Genomic DNA, 19,040 nt, shown 5'->3' with positions numbered 1-19,040 from the left:
CGTTCCGCGCCGACGTTGAGCGGCCATGACCGACCTTCAATTGCGTGCACAGTGCTTCGAGATCGCCTGGAGATATCTCGACCAGTCCGGCCTGCTCACGGGCGAGCACAAGGAGTCAGCCCGCTTCATCCTGAACAAGATCGACCGCATGATGCTGCGCGGAGAACGGCGCAGACTGCTGCTGTCGAACGCCGCGATCGATGCCTACCGGTTGCGACCCGTGCTGGTGAGCGGCTCCGCATGAGGATCGCGGCAATCCGATGTTAAGACCTGCGAAGAGCTGATTTCGCGATCGCGATTCGTTTTGCGCGAACGAAGCGGAGTCGGACCGTGAACAGACAGGAGGCCCGAGGCTTGCCGTCATGCGGCTTCCGTCTTCGGGACCGCATCGGCATTGACCGACAGCTTCACGATGTCGCCCTCGACGGCGCCGACATATTTCATGTCGATGTAGTGATGATGGTCCTTGTGACCCTCCGGGCTGTCTTTCTTCGTCAGCTTGATCCGGTTGCTCTCGACGCGATCGACAGTGCCGACATCTGCACCGTCCTTGCCGATGATTTTCATGTGTTCTCTGATCTGGCTCATGATGTCCTCCTTGCACGATCCCAACGACGCGGGTGCGTCTTCGTTGCAAGAGCGGCGCGTTGGACCTCAGGTCCGCGCCGGACGTTGAACATGATCGAAGTTTGCCAAGTGTCGTATCGAGTGTCGCATCAGGGATCGTATCAAGCGTCGCATGGAGACCATCGAGGCCTATCTGGGGCGGAAGCACGAGGAGATCAGGCTCCTGAACGGCTGCCTGAGAGGCCCACGAAACGTGCCCTGTCCGCGCTCGGTGGACGAGGTCATCGCGGCGAAATTCCAGCTGGCCGCCGCACTGCGTGCCGAGCACGAACTGGCGGACTGGAAGGCGACCGAGACATCCTGGTCGGCGAGCGCCCGTCCGACCAGCGGCCCGTTCGCATTCAGCTACGACTACCAGCGCGCGGATCTGAAGGTGAGCGGCCCCTCGTTCTATGAAGCCGAGCGCGGTGGCACCAGCGAGGCCATCTACACCGCGTCCGGCATGGCCGCGATCGCGGCGCTGCTGCTCGCCTCGGCAAGGCTCGTCACCACGGGCAACATCGTGGTGCTGCCGGGCTCCTACGGCGAGACGCTGGAGCTGATCGAGCGCTTTGTCCCGCATTTGCGGCTCGTCACGTTGAGCTTGCCGCCGGGCGATGCCCTGGCAGGCGCGGGCGCGCCGCGAATTCTCCTGCTCGATTCCTGCGTTTCCGCCGGCGTGTTCGAAGCGGCGCTGCGCTGCGACGGTTCGGGGCTCGATCTCCTGATCTTCGACACGACCTGCTTTGCCGGCCGGTCGGGCCGCATCCGGCGCGTCCTGCGCTGGGCGCGGCGATATCAAATCCCGGTCGTGATGGTGCGAAGCCATACCAAGCTGGATTCGCTCGGCGCGGAATACGGGCGCCTCGGCTCCGCGGTGTTCGTCGCCGAAAGCGAGGCGGGTGCGCAGGCAAGACGCCTGAACTCCGAACGCCTCGCGGCGGAGATGCGCGAGGCCGTGAGGCTTCTCGGCGGCGCGGCGCTGCCGGCGCATTTCCCCCCGTTTGTGGGCACCTCGGCCTATTGGAGCCTGACGAAGCGGCGCGTCGCAGCCATCCTGCGCAACGGCCGTCATGCGGCGCGGCATTTCGCACGCGAGCTCGCCTCGCTCTCGGCCGAGCTCCACTTCACCCACGGGCTCTATGTCACGCTCCGTCCCAGGCATCCCTTCGATGAGGCGGGCGCGCGGCAAGCCGCCGAGGCCATGAGCCGCGATCTCAGCCGGGCCGGTTTTCCGATCCGTCACGCCGGCAGCTTCGGGTTCGATTTCGCCGCGACCGAGTGGTTTCACAATGCGACCACGGATGAGTACAGCGTCCGGGTGGCGGTGCCTGATCTGCCGACGGAGCTGTGGAATGAGCTGGCCGCAGCGATCGCCCGGTGGTGGCGGGCGCATCAGGTTGATCTTGGCGAGGTGTGACCGGTCCTCGCTTGTTGCTTCAGCTTAGGGACGACGTTCCGGGAATTCGGGTCTTGCAGGGAAGATTGGCTCCGGTTGCGAGCTCAAGGCTTCGTTAACCATAAATCCTTAGGATCCGTGCCACCTTGGGGGAAGACCCACCATGAATCAGATTTTTTTCGCTGCCTTGATCGTTGCTGCCTTCGTGAGTTTTGAAGGGCTGTTTGCCTTTGCGATGGTGAAACTAAAGATCGACCTCTAACAGTAAGGTCGCCTTACAATTGGCGGCCTCCCAGGCTCTATCGAGATCGATGGGCCAATGATGGCCAGCCGGCTATCACCCCGCTCGAAGTCCGGCCGCACGTCGGCGCCGCGTGATCCGCAGCCCTGACACACAAGCCGCAGCTCGAGGTCGGACAGCCGCATTTCGTCCGGCCAGCGGCCCGCATCCAGTTCAACGTGGTGCCCGCAATGGCAGTAGACCAGGACACCGCACAAGCCCATCTCGCGCATCTCGCCGAACGTGATCTTGAGTGGCCGGCCGTCGGCGTGCGTCGGTGTGTGTCGTCTGATCGGGCGGGGCATGCCGTGATCAAAGCGACATTGCCAGCAACCCGCAAATTATCGATTCCTAGCGGCGCCAAACGATGGCGAGCTACTTCCTGTCGTAGGTGTGAAAAAGCCAAGGTGCGTTTCGGTCACTCAGACAGCGGGACAATTGTGCCGCTTATCTCCAAAGGTATACAGACCCTATGAGCGAATCATCCTAGACCTGCGTGCGCCTTGGCGGCCCCCATTACCGTCGAGGCCTCCAGCGGCTCCGGCAATTCGTGCTGGGGCCGTTTTTTTGCGACCTGCAACAACGAGCGCGCATCGTGGCGTGTGGATTGTGGAAAGACTGGCGATCCCGGCAGGACTCGAACCTGCAACCCGCGGAGTAGAAATCCGCTACTCTATCCAGTTGAGCTACGGGACCGTCTCGAGCCGCCCCGGTTCGGGGCCGGCTGTTCATCTAACATGCCAATATGAAAAATCTGGTGTTTCGCCAAGTCTGAACCGAACCGATTTCCCCCGAGCCGCGACAAAGCGGAACGGCGGGGTGTCAGGGTGCCGGGTTGAGCGGCAGCGCAACGGACGATGGTTCACATCGCCGGGAAGCGCTGAGGAGCTTCCGGGACACGGCTGCCGGTCGACTGGCTAGGTGTTGCTGCGCCATCAGGACGGCGTGTGCGGCGATATCGCGGCCGGTCTCCTCTGGGCCTGCCTTGTCATGGCGAATGCGACGATTTGCACCTTCGGTTCCATCGCCTTGAGTCCGTCACCTTTCCGCGCATTTCATTTGCCGCGGCGTTCGTCCGCGCTTTCCGGGAGTCCATCATGATCGGTCTTGTTCGCGCCGTCACACTTTGCGCCACGCTGGCGCTCGGCCTTTCGGCCGCGCAGGCCGCCGACAAGGCGTTCAAACGCGACGATCTCGCCGATTCCGCCATCAAGCTGGAGGCCCAGATCAAGAGCGAGGCAGGGCCGGTCGCCAAGACCAATGCGACGCTCAAGACGGACGCCGACGCCGCCTTCCGCCGCAATGACTACCGCACCGGTCTGTCGGTCCTCGGCCAGATCGCCGCAACCTCGCCGGAAGATGCCGGCAACTGGCTGCGGCTCGCCAAGGTGATCCCCCAGATCTGGCCCAAGAACTCGAGCGAGCAGACGTTCCTTTTGGAGCGCGCCTCGACCGCCGCCTACATCGCCTACCAGCGCGCCGGCAATCCGGGCGAGGAGGCCGATGCGCTCGCCGTGCTCGGCAAGTCGCTCGCCGAACGCAAGCTGTGGCGGCCGGCGCTGGATGCGCTGCGGCTGTCGCTCGAGGCGCGCGAGGTCGCCGATGTCCGCGGCCAGTATGAGAAGCTGCGCGACGAGCACGGATTCCGGCTGCTCGACTACACCGTGGACTCGGATTCGGCGAGCCCGCGCGCCTGCTTCCAGTTCTCGGAGGAATTGGCAAAACGCACTGATTTCGCGCCGTTCCTGGCGCTGGCGGGGCAGGACAAGCCGGCGCTGTCGGCCGAGGGCAAGCAGCTCTGCGTCGACGGGCTCAAGCACGGCGAGCGTTACAACGTCAATCTGCGCGCCGGCCTGCCGTCCACCGTCAAGGAAGGCCTGCCGAAATCGGCCGAGTTCAACATCTATGTGCGCGACCGCAAGCCGTTCGTGCGCTTCACCAGCCGCGCTTATGTACTGCCCAGGACCGGCCAGCGCGGCATTCCCGTGGTCAGCGTCAACACGCCCGCGGTCAACATCAACGTGTTCCGGATCGGCGACCGCAACCTGATCAACACGGTGGTGGACAGCGATTTCCAGAAGACGCTGACCAAATATCAGCTCGGCGACCTCGGCGACGAACGCGGCGTCAAGGTCTGGTCCGGCGAGCTCGCCACCGCGATGACCTTGAACCAGGACGTCACCACCGCATTCCCGGTCGACCAGGCCCTCGGCGAGCTCCAGCCGGGCGTCTATGTGATGACGGCTGCGGCCAAGGGCCCGGGCTCGGATGACGAGTACCAGCTCGCCACGCAATGGTTCATCGTCTCCGATCTCGGGGTGACAGCCTATTCCGGCAATGACGGCATCCATGTCTTCGTGAACTCGCTGGCCTCGACCGATCCGGTCGGCAGGGCCGAGGTGCGGCTGGTCGCGCGCAACAACGAGATCCTGGCGACCCGCAAGACCGACGATTCCGGCCATGTGCTGTTCGAGGCGGGCCTCGCGCGCGGCGAGGGCGGTCTGTCGCCTGCGCTGCTCACCGTCACCGGCGAGAAGGCGGACTATGCCTTCCTGAGCCTGAAGACCTCGGCCTTCGACCTGTCCGATCGCGGCGTTGCGGGCCGCGCGGTGCCCGTTGGCGCCGACGCCTTCGTCTATGCCGAGCGCGGCGTCTACCGCTCCAGCGAGACCGTGTTCCTGACAGCGCTGCTGCGCGACGGGCAGGGCAATGCCGTCAGCGGCGGGCCGCTGACCCTGGTGATCGAGCGCCCCGACGGCGTCGAATACCGCCGCGCCGTGCTGGCCGACCAGGGCGCCGGTGGGCGCACGCTGTCCGTGCCGCTCAACTCGGCCGTGCCGACCGGGACCTGGCGCGTGCGCGCTTTCACCGATCCGAAGGGCTCGTCGGTCGGCGAGACCACCTTCATGGTCGAGGATTACGTCCCTGACCGGATCGAATTCGACTTGTCCGCCAAGGACAAACTGATCAAAGCTAACGCTCCGGTGGAGCTTAAGGCGAACGGTCATTTCCTCTATGGCGCGCCGGCCTCGGGCCTTGCGCTCGAGGGCGACATGCTGATCGCGCCCGCGAGCGAGCGTCCGGGCTTCGCGGGCTACCAGTTCGGCGTCGCCGACGAGGAGACCACCTCGAACGAGCGCACGCCGCTGGAGAACCTGCCCGAGGCCGACGGCAACGGCGTCGCCACCTTCCCGGTGACGCTGGACAAGCAACCGGCCTCGACGCGTCCGCAGGAGGCGCAGATCTTCGTCCGCATGGTTGAGACGGGGGGCCGCGCCGTCGAGCGCAAGCTGGTACTGCCGGTCGCGCCCACCGCCGCGCAGATCGGCATCAAGCCGCTATTCGCAGACAAGAACGTCGCCGAGGGCGACAAGGCCGAGTTCGACGTCGTGTTCGTCTCGCCCGAGGGCGAGAGGCTGCGCCGCGACGGCCTGCGCTACGAGCTCTTGAAGATGGAGTCGCGCTACCAATGGTATCGCCAGAACAATTACTGGGAGTATGAGCCGGTCAAGTCGACCTCGCGCGTCGCCGACGGTGACGTGATCATCGCAGCTGACAAGCCGGCGCGGATCTCGCTCAGCCCGCAGCCCGGTCGCTATCGGCTGGATGTGAAGTCGAACGACACCGACGGCCCGGTGACCTCGGTGCAGTTCGACGTCGGCTGGTATTCCGACGGCAGCGCCGACACGCCGGACCTTTTGGAGACCTCGATCGACAAGCCGCAATACGCTTCCGGCGACACCATGACGGTCTCGGTCAATGTCCGCTCCGCCGGCAAGCTCACCGTCAACGTGCTCGGCGACCGCCTGCTGACGACGCAGACCATCGACGTTAGGGAAGGCACCGCGCAGGTGAAGCTCCCGGTCGGCAAGGACTGGGGCACCGGCGCCTATGTGGTGGCAACGCTGCGCCGTCCGCTCGATGCGGCGGCCCAGCGCATGCCGGGCCGCGCGATCGGCCTGAAATGGTTCGGCATCGACAAGCAGACCCGCACGCTGCAGGTGAAGCTGACGCCGCCGGCGCTGATCCGCCCCAATGCGACGCTGAAGATCCCGGTCAGGCTCGACGGACTCAATCCCGGCGAGGATGCCAAGGTGGTGATATCAGCGGTCGATGTCGGCATCCTCAACCTCACCAATTACAAGCCGCCGGCACCGGACGATTACTATCTCGGCCAGCGCCGCCTGACCGCGGAGATCCGCGATCTCTATGGGCAGCTGATCGACGGCATGTCGGGCACGCGCGGCCAGATCAAATCCGGCGGCGATGCCGGGGCCGCCGAGCTCCAGGGCTCGCCGCCTGCGCAGAAGCCGCTGGCGCTCTATTCGGGCATCGTGACGGTCGGCGCCGACGGCACTGCGGAGGTAAGCTTCGACATTCCGGAGTTCGCCGGTACCGCGCGCGTCATGGCGGTGGCGTGGACCGCGACCAAACTCGGCCGCGCCAACACCGACGTCGTGATCCGCGATCCCGTGGTGCTGACCACGACCCTTCCGCGCTTCCTGCTCAATGGCGACCACGGGACGGTCAACCTCGAGATCGACAATGTCGAGGGCCAGGCCGGTGACTACGTCATCAACGTCAAGACCGGCGGCCCGGTGAAGATGACCGGCAATCCCGCGACTACGGTGAAACTCGCCGCCAAGCAGCGCAACTCGTTCTCGCTCGCGCTCGATGCGACCGCGGCGGGGCAGGCGACGCTCGACGTCGACATCAAGGGACCGAACGGCCTTGCGCTGGCGCGCCACTATGCGTTCGATGTCAAGGCAGCGACGCAGGTGCTGGCACGGCGCTCGATCCGTACGCTGGCGAAGGGCGAGAGCCTGACGCTGACCTCGGACATGTTCTCCGACCTCGTGCCGGGTACCGGCAGCGTCTCGGTCTCGGCCAGCCTGTCGACCGCACTCGATGCGGCAACGATCCTGAAAGCGCTCGATCGCTATCCCTATGGCTGCTCGGAGCAGATCACGAGCCGTGCCATGCCGCTGCTTTACGTCAACGAGCTCGCGGCCGGCGCGCATCTCGCCATGGACACCGAGGTCGACCAGCGCATCCGCGACGCCATCGAGCGGCTGCTGGCCCGCCAGGGCTCCAACGGCTCGTTCGGCCTGTGGTCGGCGGGCGGCGACGATGCCTGGCTCGATGCGTACGTGACGGACTTCCTCACCCGTGCCCGCGAGAAGGGGTTTGTGGTGCCGGATGTGCTGTTCAAGAACGCGCTCGACCGTATCCGCAACTCGGTCGTCAACGGCAACGAGCCGGAGAAGGACGGCGGCCGCGATCTCGCCTATGGCCTCTACGTGCTCGCCCGCAATGGCGCAGCGCCCATCGGCGATCTCCGCTATCTCGCCGACGCCAAGCTCTCCAATCTCGCAACGCCGATCGCGAAGTCGCAGCTCGCGGCAGCGCTGGCGCTGGTCGGCGACCGCAACCGCGCGGAGCGGGTGTATGGCGCGGCTCTGGACTCGTTGGCGCCGAAGCCGGTGCTCGAATTCGGCCGCACCGACTACGGCTCGCAGCTCCGCGATGCCGCGGCTCTTGTCTCGCTCGCGAGCGAAGGCAACGCGCCGAAGGCGACGCTGACGCAGGCGGTGTCGCGGGTCGAGACCGCGCGCGGGCTGACGCCGTACACCTCCACGCAGGAGAATGCGTGGCTGGTGCTGGCGGCGAGGGCGCTTGCCAAGGAGAACCTGTCTATCGAGGTCGACGGCCAGCCGGTCAAGACCGCGCTGTATCGCAGCTACAAGGCGGACACGCTGAGCGGCAAGCCGCTGAAGATCACCAACACCGGCGACGCACCGGTGCAGGCGGTGGTCTCGGTGTCGGGCTCGCCGGTCACGCCGGAGCCGGCCGCCTCGGCCGGGTTCAAGATCGAGCGCAACTACTTCACCCTCGACGGCAAGCCCGCCGATATCAGCAAGGTCAAGCAGAACGATCGCTTCGCCGTGGTGTTGAAGATCACGGAAGCGAAGCCAGAGTACGGCCACATCATGGTGTCCGACTATCTGCCGGCGGGTCTCGAGATCGACAATCCGAAGCTCGTGTCGTCGGGCGACAGCGGCACGCTGGACTGGATCGAGGACGGCGAGGAGCCCGAGGATACCGAGTTCCGCGACGACCGCTTCACCGCGGCGGTGGACCGCGCCTCGGATTCCAAGGCGGTGTTCACGGTCGCCTATGTCGTGCGCGCGGTCTCGCCGGGCAAATACGTGCTGCCGCAGGCCTATGTCGAGGACATGTACAACCCCTCGCGCTACGGCCGGACGGGCACGGGAACGGTTGAGGTGCGAGCGGCGAAGTGAGTGGTGGGATGACTGACGCTCCGAACCGGCCTCAAACTCCGTCGTCATGCCCGGGCAAGAGCGCGAAGCGCGTCTTCGCGCAGACGTCCCGGGCATCCACGGACTTTGGGAGCACGGGCAAGCACGTGGATGGCCGGGACAAGCCCGGCCATGACGGAGCGAGGGGTTGGGGCCTTCGTATCCTCTCTGCGCTCGCGCTCACGCTCATCCTCTGCATCGGTGCGTTCGTCGCATGGGTCTATTCCCTTGGCCCACTGCCGCTCGACGAAGCGCGGCAGGTCTCCACCACGGTCGTTGATCGCAATGGAAAATTGCTGCGCGCTTACGCCATGACCGACGGCCGTTGGCGGCTGCCGGTCGATGCCAAAACGAACGTCGATCCGACCTACCTGAAACTGCTGTTCGCCTATGAGGACCAGCGCTTCTACGCCCATAACGGCCTCGACCCGCTCGCTCTCGGCCGCGCCGCGTTGCAGCTGGGAACGCGCGGCCAAATCGTGTCCGGCGGCTCGACCATCTCGATGCAGCTCGCCCGCCTGATGGAGCCGCGGCGGCAGCGCTCGCTCTATGCCAAGCTTCGCCAGATCGTGCGCGCGATCGAGATCGAGCGCAGCATGAGCAAGGCTGAGATCCTCGACCTCTATCTCGCGCTGGCGCCTTACGGCGGCAATCTCGAAGGCATCCGCGCCGCCTCGATCGCCTATCTCGGCAAGGAGCCAAAGCGGCTCTCGCTCGCCGAAGCTGCGCTGCTGGTCGCGCTGCCGCAATCGCCGGAGACGCGCCGGCTCGACCGCTATCCCGAGGCCGCGCGCAAGGCGCGCGATCGGGTGCTCGATCGCATGGTCGCGGAGCATGTCGTCAGCTCCGAGGACGCGGCGCAAGCCAAGGCCGCGCCCGTGCCAAAACTGCGCAAGCCGATGCCGATCCTGGCGCCGCACGCCTCCGACTCCGCGCTCGCGACCGTCAAGGACACGCCGATCATCAAGCTGACGCTGGATGCGAGCTTGCAGAAGGTGCTGGAGCCGCTGGCGCGCGACCGCGCCATTGCGCTGGGACCGAACATCTCGGTCGGTATCATCGTGGTCGACAATGAGAGCGGCGACGTGCTCGCGCGAGTTGGATCAGCCGATTATTTCGACGACAGCCGGGCAGGGCAGGTCGACATAACCCGCGCCGTCCGCTCGCCGGGCTCGACGCTGAAACCGTTCATCTATGGCCTCGCCTTCGAAGACGGCTTTGTTCATCCCGACAGCCTGATCGACGACCGTCCGGTTCGCTTCGGCTCCTACGCGCCGGAAAATTTCGACATGACGTTCCAGGGCACGGTGCCGGTGAAGAAGGCGCTGCAATTGTCGCTGAACGTCCCGGCGATCGTGCTGCTCGATCGCGTCGGCGCGAGCCGGCTGGCCTCGCGGCTGCGCCAGGCCGGCGGCAATCTCGTTCTGCCCAAGGACGAGGCGCCGGGACTAGCGATGGGCCTCGGCGGCGTCGGCGTGACGCTCCAGGACCTTGCCCAGCTCTACACCGGTTTCGCCCGGCTTGGCACCACCAAGCCGCTGCGCGAGGTCATCGCGGCCAAGGACGACCGCGAGCCGATGCGACTGTTGGACCAGGCCGCGGCCTGGCAGGTCGGCAACGTGCTGCTCGGCACGCCGCCGCCTGAGAATGCCGCCCACAACCGCATCGCGTTCAAGACCGGCACCTCCTACGGCTATCGCGATGCCTGGTCGGTCGGCTTCGACGGGCGCATGACCATCGGCGTCTGGGTCGGCCGGCCCGACGGCGCTCCGGTTCCCGGGCTGATCGGGCGCGTCGCCGCCGCGCCGATCCTGTTCGACGCTTTCGCCCGCACCGGCAAGACGCTGACCCCGCTGCCGAAGCCGCCCAAGGGAACCCTGGTGGCCAGCAACGCCAAGTTGCCGCTGCCGCTGCGGCGGTTCCGCCCGATCGGGGAACTCGTTCGCACCGGCGGCGAGCAGGCGCTGCACATCCAGTTTCCGCTGAACGGCTCGCGCATCGATGTCGATCGTTCCGGCGGTTCGGAGGCCGCCGCCATGCCCGTAAAGGTCGCCGGCGGTGTCCTGCCCATGACGGTGATGGTGAACGGAACCTGGCGCGGCGAGATCGACGGCCGCCGCCAGCGCCTGATCGATCCGCCCGGCCCGGGCTTTGCACGGCTCACTGTGATCGATGCCACGGGCGCCGCGGACACAGTTGTCATTCGAATTCAATGACCCTGGCTTAAGCGGTTGTAGCGATGGCGGTTTCAGCGTAAGCGGAACCAATGGCCGAGACCTATCCAACTCCCCGTTTTGGAGCGCCCCGCGAGCCGAAAACGCCCGTCAATCCGGGCAGCCGGCTGGTGTCGATGCTCGACGTCGTCACGTCCAGCCATGCCCGCGCGGCCGGCTTCCTGGTGCTGTGCGCGCTGCTGCTGTTCCTGCCGGGCTTCTTCACCATCCCGCCGGTCGATCGCGACGAAGCGCGCTTTGCCCAAGCGACCAAGCAGATGGTCGAGAGCGGCGACTATGTCGACATCCGCTTCCAGGAGGACGTCCGCTACAAGAAGCCGGTCGGCATCTACTGGTTGCAATCGGCCGCGGTTGAAATTGCCACGGCACTCAAATTGCCGAAGGCCGAGTTGCGGATCTGGGTCTACCGCATTCCTTCGCTGTTGGGCGCGATCGGCGCGGTGCTCATGACCTATTGGGCGGCGCTCGGCTTCGTCACGCGGCGCGCCGCGGTGCTCGCTGCGCTGTTGTTGTGCGCCTCCGTGCTGCTCGGCGTCGAGGCGCGGCTGGCGAAGACCGACGCGATGCTGCTGTTGTGCGTGACCGCCGCGATGGGCGCGATGTCGCGCGCCTATCTGTCCTGGCAGCGCGCCGAGGACCAGACGCATCCGCCGTGGAGCTGGCCCGCGATCTTCTGGACCGCGCTTGCGGTCGGCATCCTGATCAAGGGCCCGCTGATCCTGATGTTCGCCGGCCTGACCATCGTCGCGCTCGCGATCCTGGACCGCGATTCCTCCTGGCTGTGGCGCTTGCGCCCCGTCTGGGGGCTGATGTGGATGCTGGTGCTGGTGCTGCCCTGGTTCATCGCGATCTTCTGGCGCGCGGGCGAGGCCTTCTTTGCGGACTCCGTCGGCGGCGACATGTTGAGCAAGATCGGCGCCCAGGAATCCCATGGCGCGCCGCCCGGGCTTTACCTCGCGCTGTTCTGGATCACGTTCTGGCCGGGCGCGCCACTCGCGGCGATGGCGGCGCCTGCGGTGTGGCGGGCGCGGCGCGAGCCCGGCGCGCAGTTCCTGCTGGCCTGGTTGATCCCGTCATGGATCGTGTTCGAGGCGGTGCTGACCAAGCTGCCGCATTACGTGCTGCCGCTGTATCCCGCGATCGCGATCCTCACCGTCGGCGCGCTGGAGCGGAACGTGCTGTCGCGCTCCTGGCTCGCGCGCGGCTCGGCCTGGTGGTTCGCGATCCCCGTGGCCGGCTCGATCATCGCGGTGGTCGGTGCGGTCATGCTGACGCGGCAGCCGGCCTTTGTCGCCTGGCCGTTCATCGCGGCCTCGCTGATCTTCGGCCTGTTCGCCTGGTGGCTGTTCGACGCCAATCGCGCCGAGCGCTCGGTGCTCAATGCGCTGGTCGCCGCCCTGATGCTGGCAGTCGTGGTCTGGGGCATCGTGCTGCCATCGCTGACCCCGCTGTTTCCGAGCATCGAGGTGGCGCGCGCGCTGCGCAACGTCAGCTGTGTCGGGCCGAAGGCGGCGGCTGCCGGCTATCACGAGCCGAGCCTCGTGTTCCTCACGGGCACGCAGACGCTGCTCACCGACGGCTCGGGGGCGGCGGATTTCCTGCGGCAGGGGAGCTGCCGCTTCGCGCTGATCGAGCAGCGCTCGGAGCGCAGCTTTGTGCAGCGCGCCGAGGCGATCGGGCTGCGCTACAAGGTCGGCGCGCGCATCGACGGTTATAATTTCTCGCAAGGGCGGCCGATTTCGATCTCGATCTTCCGCTCGGAAGGCACTGAGTAGGATGCCTGGGACGACCGACATCGCGCCGCGTGCGGGCTATCCGGCGCAATTGCTCGCCGTCTCCGGGCGCGCGCTGGCGCAGCTCGTGCGAACCCCCTCGCATTCGCGCCGCGCCGCTGCCGCACGCAAACTGGCGCGGCATTCGCTGTGGCTGAGCGCGGTGGGCGCGGCCTTGATCGTCGTGCTGATGGTCGCGTTCGACCGGACCGAAATCCTGCTGATGCCGGCGCGCGGCACGCCAAGCCTTTGGTCGATCCGCATCCTCACCGATTTCGGCAAGGACGAGTATGTGCTCTCGGTGCTCGGCGCTGCGCTGGTGGGCGTGGCGCTCGTTGCGGCCGGGCTTCACGGAACACGCCGCGCGCTGCTGCTCGGCTTTGGCACGCGGCTCCAGTTCCTGTTTCTGTCTGTTGCCCTGTCCGTGTTCGCCGGGGAGGTTCTGAAATACATCATCGGCCGGGGGCGCCCATTCGTCGGTGGCACGGCCGATCCGTTCAATTTCGTCCCGTTCGAGGGAACGGGGGCTCATGCCAGTCTACCGTCCGGGCACGCGATCACGGCATTTGCGCTGGCGTTTGCGGTCTCGGCACTGTGGCCACGGCTGCGCGTGTTCATGTTCACCTACGCAATCGTGATCCTGCTGACGCGTCTCGTGCTGCTCGCGCACCACCCGAGCGACGTCACGGCCGGGGCCCTGCTGGGCATGGTCGGCGCCATGGCGGTCCGCTACTGGTTCGCGGCCCGCAGGCTCGCCTTCGCCATTCGGGCCGACGGCACCATTGTGCCTCTTCCCGGGGCAGATTCGGGCCGTCTCAAAAGGGTTGCCCGCGGGGCATCCGCCCCATAAAAGCGGCTGCTTCCTGGGACCGCAGGTTCCTTGAGGGCAGGCCCCATTCCAACCACGAGCCTCCTTTGTCGACGTCCCAGCCTTCGGTTTCCATCGTCGTTCCCGTGCGCAACGAAGCCGACAACATCGCGCCGCTGATCGCCGAGATCGGCACGGCGCTCGATGGCCGCTGGGCCTATGAGATCATCTACGTCAATGACGGCTCGACGGACGCCACCGGCGAGCGCCTGATGGCGATGATGAAGCAGCGGGACAATCTGCGACAGCTCCGCCACGCCAGGTCGGGCGGCCAGTCGGCGGCGGTGCGCAGCGGCGTCCGCGCGGCGCGCGGGTCGATCGTGGCGACGCTCGACGGCGACGGCCAGAACAACCCGGCGTTCCTGCCGGATCTGATCGCGGCGGTCGAAAAGGACAGCAAGGTCGGGCTCGCCGCGGGACAACGCGTCGGCCGCAAGGACACCGGCTTCAAGAAACTCCAGTCGCGCGTCGCCAATGGCGTCCGCAACGCGATCCTCAAGGACGGCACGCGTGATACCGGCTGCGGCTTGAAGGCGTTTCGGCGCGAGATCTTCCTGATGATGCCTTATTTCGACGGGCTGCATCGCTTCCTGCCGGCGCTGGTCCGCCGCGAAGGCTTTGATATTGCCTATGTCGACGTGATCGACCGGCCGCGCCACTCCGGCGTGTCGAACTATGGTTTCTTCGACCGGCTGTGGATCGGCATCATGGATCTCGCCGGCGTGTGGTGGCTGATCCGCCGCAAGAAGCCGACACCAGATGTGACTGAGGTGAACGCATGATCATTCAATACGGTCAGGCGCTGAGCAATTATCTCTACGACGTCTTCGTCGCCAAGTTCGACTTCTGGCTGGCGTTCGGCCTCGTCGCGCAGCTGTTCTTCACCGCGCGATTCCTGGTGCAGTGGATCGCGAGCGAGCGCGCCGGCAACAGCGTGGTGCCGATGGCGTTCTGGTTCTGCTCGATGGGCGGCGGCTTGATGACGCTGGTCTACGGCGTCGTGAAGCGCGAACCCGTGATCATCCTCGGCCAGGCGCTCGCGACCATCATCTATGTCCGCAACATCATGCTGATCATCAAGAACCGCGGCCGCGCGTCAAAGACGCTGGATCGCTGATCCGAGCATCTCCGAGGTCCTAGCGCGGCAATGCCGAAGCCGCGCCTGAGGCGGGCAGGGCGGCGGCTTCCGCGTCGGTCCGGCGATAGGGCTCGCCGGCCGCCTCCAGCACGGGATAGGCGACCGAGCAGATATGCGAATGGATCCGGCGCAGATCGCGCAACACGTCCAGATGCAGCGAGGTGGTCTCGATGGTCTCGGGGCGGCCTTCGCGCAGGCGGTCGAGATGGCGTTCGACGGCGGCGAGCTCGGTGTTCCTAAGCGTGGTCTTCTCCACCAGCAGCTTGCGCGCCTCGTTGGCGTCGCCCGACATGAACACGCCGAAGGCGATGCGCAGCGAGTCCATCGTGCGCTTGTGGAAGGCGGCGAGCTCCTCGGCGCCCTCGACCGAGAATTGCAGGCGCCGCTTGATCTTCTTGGTGGCAAGCTCGCTCAAATTCTTGTCGATGATGTCGCCGATATGCTCGAGGTTGATGGCGAAGGAGATGATCTCCATTGCGCGCCGGCCCTCGCTCTCGTCGAGGCTGCCGCGCGTCAGTTTCGTCAAGTAGAGCTTGATCGCCTCGTCGAGGCCGTCGACGGCATTGTCGGTCTTCGTCACCTGGTCGACCAGCGCCCGGTCGCCCGTCATCATCGCGGCCATCACCTTGCGCAGCATGACCTCGACGAGGTCGCCCATGCGCAGGGTTTCGCGGGCGGCGTCGGCGAGCGCCAGTGAGGGCGTCTCCAGCGCGCTCTCGTCCAGATAGCGCGGCCGGGCCGGGTCGGCCTCCTGGATGCGATCAGGCAAGAGCCGGGTCAGGACGCGCGACATGACATCGAGCAGCCCGATGAAGATGACGGCCGTACCGGCGTTGAAGGCAACATGGAAGGCCGCCGTCATTTTGGCGAGATCGGGCTGCCAGGCATGCATGTGCCCGGCGATCACGTTCAGGAATGGCAGGGCGAGCGCGATTCCGGCGATGCGATTGATAAGATTGCCGACCGGCAGGCGGTAGCTCGCGGGATCGTCGCGCCTCGCGCCTTCGAACACCGGATTGATGGCACTACCGAGATTGGCCCCGAGCACGAGTGCGAGCGCCGCGTCAGGCGTGATGAACTGCGAATAGGCCAGCGACATGATCAAGAGCACGCTGGCGACGCTCGAATGCACCGCCCAAGTGATGAGTGCGGCGATGACGATGCACAGGACGGGATCGCCCGTGATGGCCGACATCATGACGCGCATGCCGGGCGCGTTCTCCGCCGGCGCCAACGTGTCGAGCAGGATATGCAGCGACAGCAGCATCAAGCCGAGGCCGATGCAGACACGGCCGATGTCCTTGATCCGCGAGCGTGGGCCCGAGCGGAAGGCGACGAGCCCCAGCACGAACAGCACCGGCGCGACCGCCGCGATATTGAACGAAAGCACCTGCACGATCAGCGTCGTGCCGACATTGGCCCCTAACATGATGGCGAGCGCTGCGGCGAGGCTGACGAGCCCTTCGGCCGCGAAAGAGCTCGTGATCAGCGCGGTCGCCGTGCTGCTCTGGAGCAGTGCGGTGAGCCCGAGGCCGGCGGCAAACGCGTTGAAGCGGTTGCCGAGCGCCTTGCCGAGCAGCCGCCGCAGGTCCGGGCCGAACGCGCGCAGGATCCCGCTGTGGACCATGTGCAGGCCCCACAGCAGCAGCGCAACGCCGCCCATCAGATCGAGCAGAACCAACGTTCCCATTCTCCGTGTCCGGATCGAGAGTCGATTGGTGAGGCTAGCGCCAAACGCTTGAGGTTCAAACCATTTGTTGGCGCATCGGCGTTAACACCTGCGTAGGTTGCTCGTTCCCGCGGCGCGATGCCTTGTGACGAGGCTCACATTGCCGCTTTGAGGGCAGCGAAGCCGCGATCGAGATCGGCCTTGAGATCGTCGGTGCTCTCGAGCCCGATGTGGAGACGGAGAGTCGGGCCGCCCGGCGCCCACTTGGTGGCGGTGCGATAGGCGTCGCAGTCGAAGGGAATCGCAAGGCTCTCGAAGCCGCCCCAGGAAAAACCCATGCCGAACAGTTTTAGCGTGTTGAGCATGGTGTCGACGGCCTTCTGAGGGGCCGGCTTCAGGACGATGCTGAACAGGCCCGAGGCGCCGGTGAAGTCACGCCTCCAGATCGCGTGACCGGGATCGGTCTCCAGCCCCGGATGCAGCACGCGCGCGACCTCGGGCCGATCAGCGAGCCAGCGTGCCATATCGAGCCCGGAACGATGATGCTGCGCGAGCCGCACCGACAGCGTGCGCAGGCCGCGCAGCGCGAGGAAGACGTCATCCGGACCGGCGCAGACGCCGAGCAGGCGGATTCCTTCTGAAACTATCGGCCACGCCTTGGCATTGGCCGAGATGGTGCCGAACATGATGTCGGAATGGCCGCCGATATATTTGGTGGCCGCCTGCATGCTGATGTCGACGCCCTGCTCGAGCGAACAGTGATAGAGCGGCGTCGCCCACGTGTTGTCGTCGATGACGAGCGCGCTCTTGGCATGCGCGACCTCGGCGATGGCGCGAATGTCCGGCATCTCGAACGACTGCGAGCCCGGCGCCTCGACCAACACCGCGCGCGTGTTCGGCTTGAACAGCTTTTCGATGCCGGCGCCGATCAGCGGATCGAAATAGGTGGTCTCGACGCCGTATCGGGTCAGCATGCCGTTGCAGAAATTGCGCGAGGGCCGATAGACGTTGTCGCAGACCAGGATGTGGTCGCCGGTCTTCAGCACCGAGAGCAGGGTGGTGGAGATCGCCGACAGTCCCGACGGAACGATGCCGACGCCGGCACATTGCGGCCCCTCCAGCGCCATCAGCGTCTCCTGGAACGCCTTGGTGGTGGGCGAGCCGTGGCGGCCATAGGTGAACTCGCCGCGATGGGCGTGCAGATCCTCGGCGGTCGGATAGAGCACGGTCGAGCCGTGGAACACCGGCGGATTGACGAAGCCCTTCTGCGCCTTGGTGTCGCGGCCGGAGGTCACCAGCCGGGTCTCGGCCTGCTGCTGAAGGGGATGCGAGGAATCCATGCGTCTGCTTTCAAAAAAGCGTTTCCGCTGGCGCGCGTCGCGCCTGCGGGCTGGCCGAAAGGCCGCTGTCGTTAATAACAGAACACAGAAGAGTCCCGTCAACCCCTTGACCCGGCCCGCCAGCCGCTCTCCTATGCGCAGGTGCTATTCAGTCGCCGCATGTTGAGGGGCAGCCGCGACCTTCGATCCATCGTCTGACCGGACCTTGCGCCACAGCCACAAAGGCGGGCGCCTGCGGCGGGGATTAGGTTATGGCCTCTCGGGATGGGTGGGTGTTCGGCAAGCTTTTCCAGCATGACTCTTGCAGGGCTAGTCCTGCGACGCCTAGTCCTGGCAGAGACGATTCCTGAGACAATGTTCCTTGAGACGACCTTGAAAGGCCTTCAGCCCATGAAACGCGTAACCCTGGCTCTCACTCTCGCTCTCGCCGCCGGCCTGACTGCCCAGACCGCCGGTGCGCAAACGCTCAAGACCGTCAAGGACCGTGGCACGCTGTCCTGTGGTGTCAGCCAGGGCCTGCCGGGCTTCTCCTCGCCCGACGACAAGGGCAACTGGACGGGGATCGACGTCGACCTCTGCCGGGCCGTCGCCGCCGCCATCTTCAACGATCCGACCAAGATCAAGTTCGTGCCGCTGTCCGCCAAGGATCGCTTCACGGCACTGCAATCCGGCGAGATCGACGTGCTCTCGCGCAACACCACCTGGACCATCTCGCGCGACACCTCGCTCGGCGCCAACTTCACCGGCGTGACCTATTATGACGGGCAGGGCTTCATGGTGAAGAAGTCGCTCAAAGTGAATTCCGCACTGGAACTGAACAGCGCCTCGGTCTGCGTGCAGACCGGCACCACGACCGAGCAGAATCTCGCCGACTACTTCAAGGCCAACAACATGAAGTACGAGGTGATCGCGTTCGGCACCAACGACGAGACGGTCAAGGCCTATGAGGCCGGTCGCTGCGACGTCTTCACCACCGACCAGTCGGGCCTCTACGCCAACCGCCTCAAGCTCGCCAATCCCAACGACCACATGGTGCTGCCCGAGATCATCTCGAAGGAGCCGCTCGGACCGATGGTGCGCCACGGCGACGACCAGTGGTTCGACATCGTGAAGTGGACGCTGTTCGCGATGGTCACCGCCGAAGAGCTCGGCATCACCTCGAAGAACGTCGACGAGAAGGCCAAGATGGAAAATCCGGAGCTGAAGCGCGTGCTCGGCACCGACGGCAATTTTGGCGAACAGCTCGGCCTCACCAAGGACTGGGTGGTCCGGATCGTGAAGGCGGTCGGCAATTACGGCGAGGTGTTCGACCGCAATGTCGGCTCGGGCTCGCCGCTCGCCATCAATCGCGGTCTCAACAATCTCTGGAACAAGGGGGGTCTCCAGTACGCGCCGCCGATCCGCTGATCCCGCC

The 19,040-nt window shown here is 65.8% G+C and carries 13 protein-coding genes and 1 tRNA gene; 9 read left to right on the top strand and 5 right to left on the bottom strand.

The window, feature by feature from the left end; all coding sequences use genetic code 11:
* Positions 1–25 precede the first annotated feature (25 nt).
* Complete coding sequence (locus AAFG16_RS26485; protein WP_283079322.1) at positions 26–244, top strand: hypothetical protein; 219 nt, start codon at positions 26–28, stop codon at positions 242–244.
* A 116-nt stretch (positions 245–360) separates the two neighbouring features.
* On the opposite strand, the gene AAFG16_RS26480 is transcribed toward AAFG16_RS26485, so the two are convergent.
* The gene (locus tag AAFG16_RS26480; RefSeq protein WP_283079321.1) at positions 361–588 is read right to left on the bottom strand and encodes a DUF2171 domain-containing protein; all 228 of its coding nucleotides are present in this window, start codon (positions 586–588) and stop codon (positions 361–363) included.
* Positions 589–739: 151 nt separating this feature from the next.
* Here AAFG16_RS26480 and AAFG16_RS26475 point away from each other — a divergent pair, with 151 nt between their 5' ends.
* A complete protein-coding gene (locus AAFG16_RS26475) occupies positions 740–2,026 on the top strand; it encodes a hypothetical protein (protein WP_342730045.1) in 1,287 nt (428 codons plus the stop codon).
* Positions 2,027–2,263: 237 nt separating this feature from the next.
* Here AAFG16_RS26475 and AAFG16_RS26470 read toward each other — a convergent pair whose 3' ends face one another.
* Together AAFG16_RS26470 and AAFG16_RS26465 are read right to left on the bottom strand one after the other, a co-directional pair.
* Positions 2,264–2,590: a hypothetical protein gene (locus AAFG16_RS26470; protein WP_342730043.1), complete on the bottom strand. Its 327-nt coding sequence runs from the start codon at positions 2,588–2,590 to the stop codon at positions 2,264–2,266.
* Between the two features lie 314 nt (positions 2,591–2,904).
* A tRNA-Arg gene (locus AAFG16_RS26465) sits at positions 2,905–2,981 on the bottom strand.
* 401 nt (positions 2,982–3,382) lie between these two features.
* On the opposite strand from AAFG16_RS26465, the gene AAFG16_RS26460 reads away from it, so the two are divergent.
* The 6 genes from AAFG16_RS26460 (at position 3,383) to AAFG16_RS26435 (ending at position 14,596) form a co-directional block, all read left to right on the top strand.
* Positions 3,383–8,587 carry an alpha-2-macroglobulin gene (locus AAFG16_RS26460; RefSeq protein ID WP_342730041.1) on the top strand — a complete coding sequence of 1,735 codons (5,205 nt, stop codon included), beginning with the start codon at positions 3,383–3,385 and terminating at the stop codon, positions 8,585–8,587.
* Between the two features lie 125 nt (positions 8,588–8,712).
* Positions 8,713–10,821 (top strand): penicillin-binding protein 1C, encoded by a 2,109-nt coding sequence (gene pbpC, locus AAFG16_RS26455; protein WP_342730039.1) that lies wholly within the window; start codon positions 8,713–8,715, stop codon positions 10,819–10,821.
* 50 nt (positions 10,822–10,871) lie between these two features.
* A complete protein-coding gene (locus AAFG16_RS26450) occupies positions 10,872–12,614 on the top strand; it encodes a glycosyltransferase family 39 protein (RefSeq protein ID WP_283079316.1) in 1,743 nt (580 codons plus the stop codon).
* A gap of 1 nt (position 12,615) precedes the next feature.
* Positions 12,616–13,461 (top strand): phosphatase PAP2 family protein, encoded by an 846-nt coding sequence (locus AAFG16_RS26445; protein ID WP_342730036.1) that lies wholly within the window; start codon positions 12,616–12,618, stop codon positions 13,459–13,461.
* Between the two features lie 65 nt (positions 13,462–13,526).
* A complete protein-coding gene (locus tag AAFG16_RS26440; RefSeq protein WP_342730034.1) occupies positions 13,527–14,261 on the top strand; it encodes a glycosyltransferase family 2 protein in 735 nt (244 codons plus the stop codon).
* The gene (locus tag AAFG16_RS26435; protein ID WP_027557997.1) at positions 14,258–14,596 is read left to right on the top strand and encodes a lipid-A-disaccharide synthase N-terminal domain-containing protein; all 339 of its coding nucleotides are present in this window, start codon (positions 14,258–14,260) and stop codon (positions 14,594–14,596) included. The genes AAFG16_RS26440 and AAFG16_RS26435 overlap by 4 nt, the downstream gene beginning before the upstream one ends.
* 19 nt (positions 14,597–14,615) lie before the next feature.
* On the opposite strand, the gene AAFG16_RS26430 is transcribed toward AAFG16_RS26435, so the two are convergent.
* Positions 14,616–16,307 (bottom strand): Na/Pi cotransporter family protein, encoded by a 1,692-nt coding sequence (locus AAFG16_RS26430; RefSeq protein WP_342730031.1) that lies wholly within the window; start codon positions 16,305–16,307, stop codon positions 14,616–14,618.
* A gap of 134 nt (positions 16,308–16,441) precedes the next feature.
* The gene (gene metC / locus AAFG16_RS26425) at positions 16,442–17,626 is read right to left on the bottom strand and encodes a cystathionine beta-lyase (protein WP_342730029.1); all 1,185 of its coding nucleotides are present in this window, start codon (positions 17,624–17,626) and stop codon (positions 16,442–16,444) included.
* A gap of 390 nt (positions 17,627–18,016) precedes the next feature.
* On the opposite strand from metC, the gene AAFG16_RS26420 reads away from it, so the two are divergent.
* On the top strand, positions 18,017–19,033 hold the full coding sequence (locus tag AAFG16_RS26420) for an amino acid ABC transporter substrate-binding protein (RefSeq protein WP_283079311.1): 1,017 nt from the start codon (positions 18,017–18,019) through the stop codon (positions 19,031–19,033).
* Positions 19,034–19,040: the final 7 nt, after the last annotated feature.

This window comes from Bradyrhizobium sp. B117, from assembly GCF_038969555.1.
Lineage (GTDB): Bacteria > Pseudomonadota > Alphaproteobacteria > Rhizobiales > Xanthobacteraceae > Bradyrhizobium.
The sequence above is the reverse complement of the archived record's forward strand: the minus strand, read 5'-3'. Positions and strand labels throughout refer to the sequence as shown.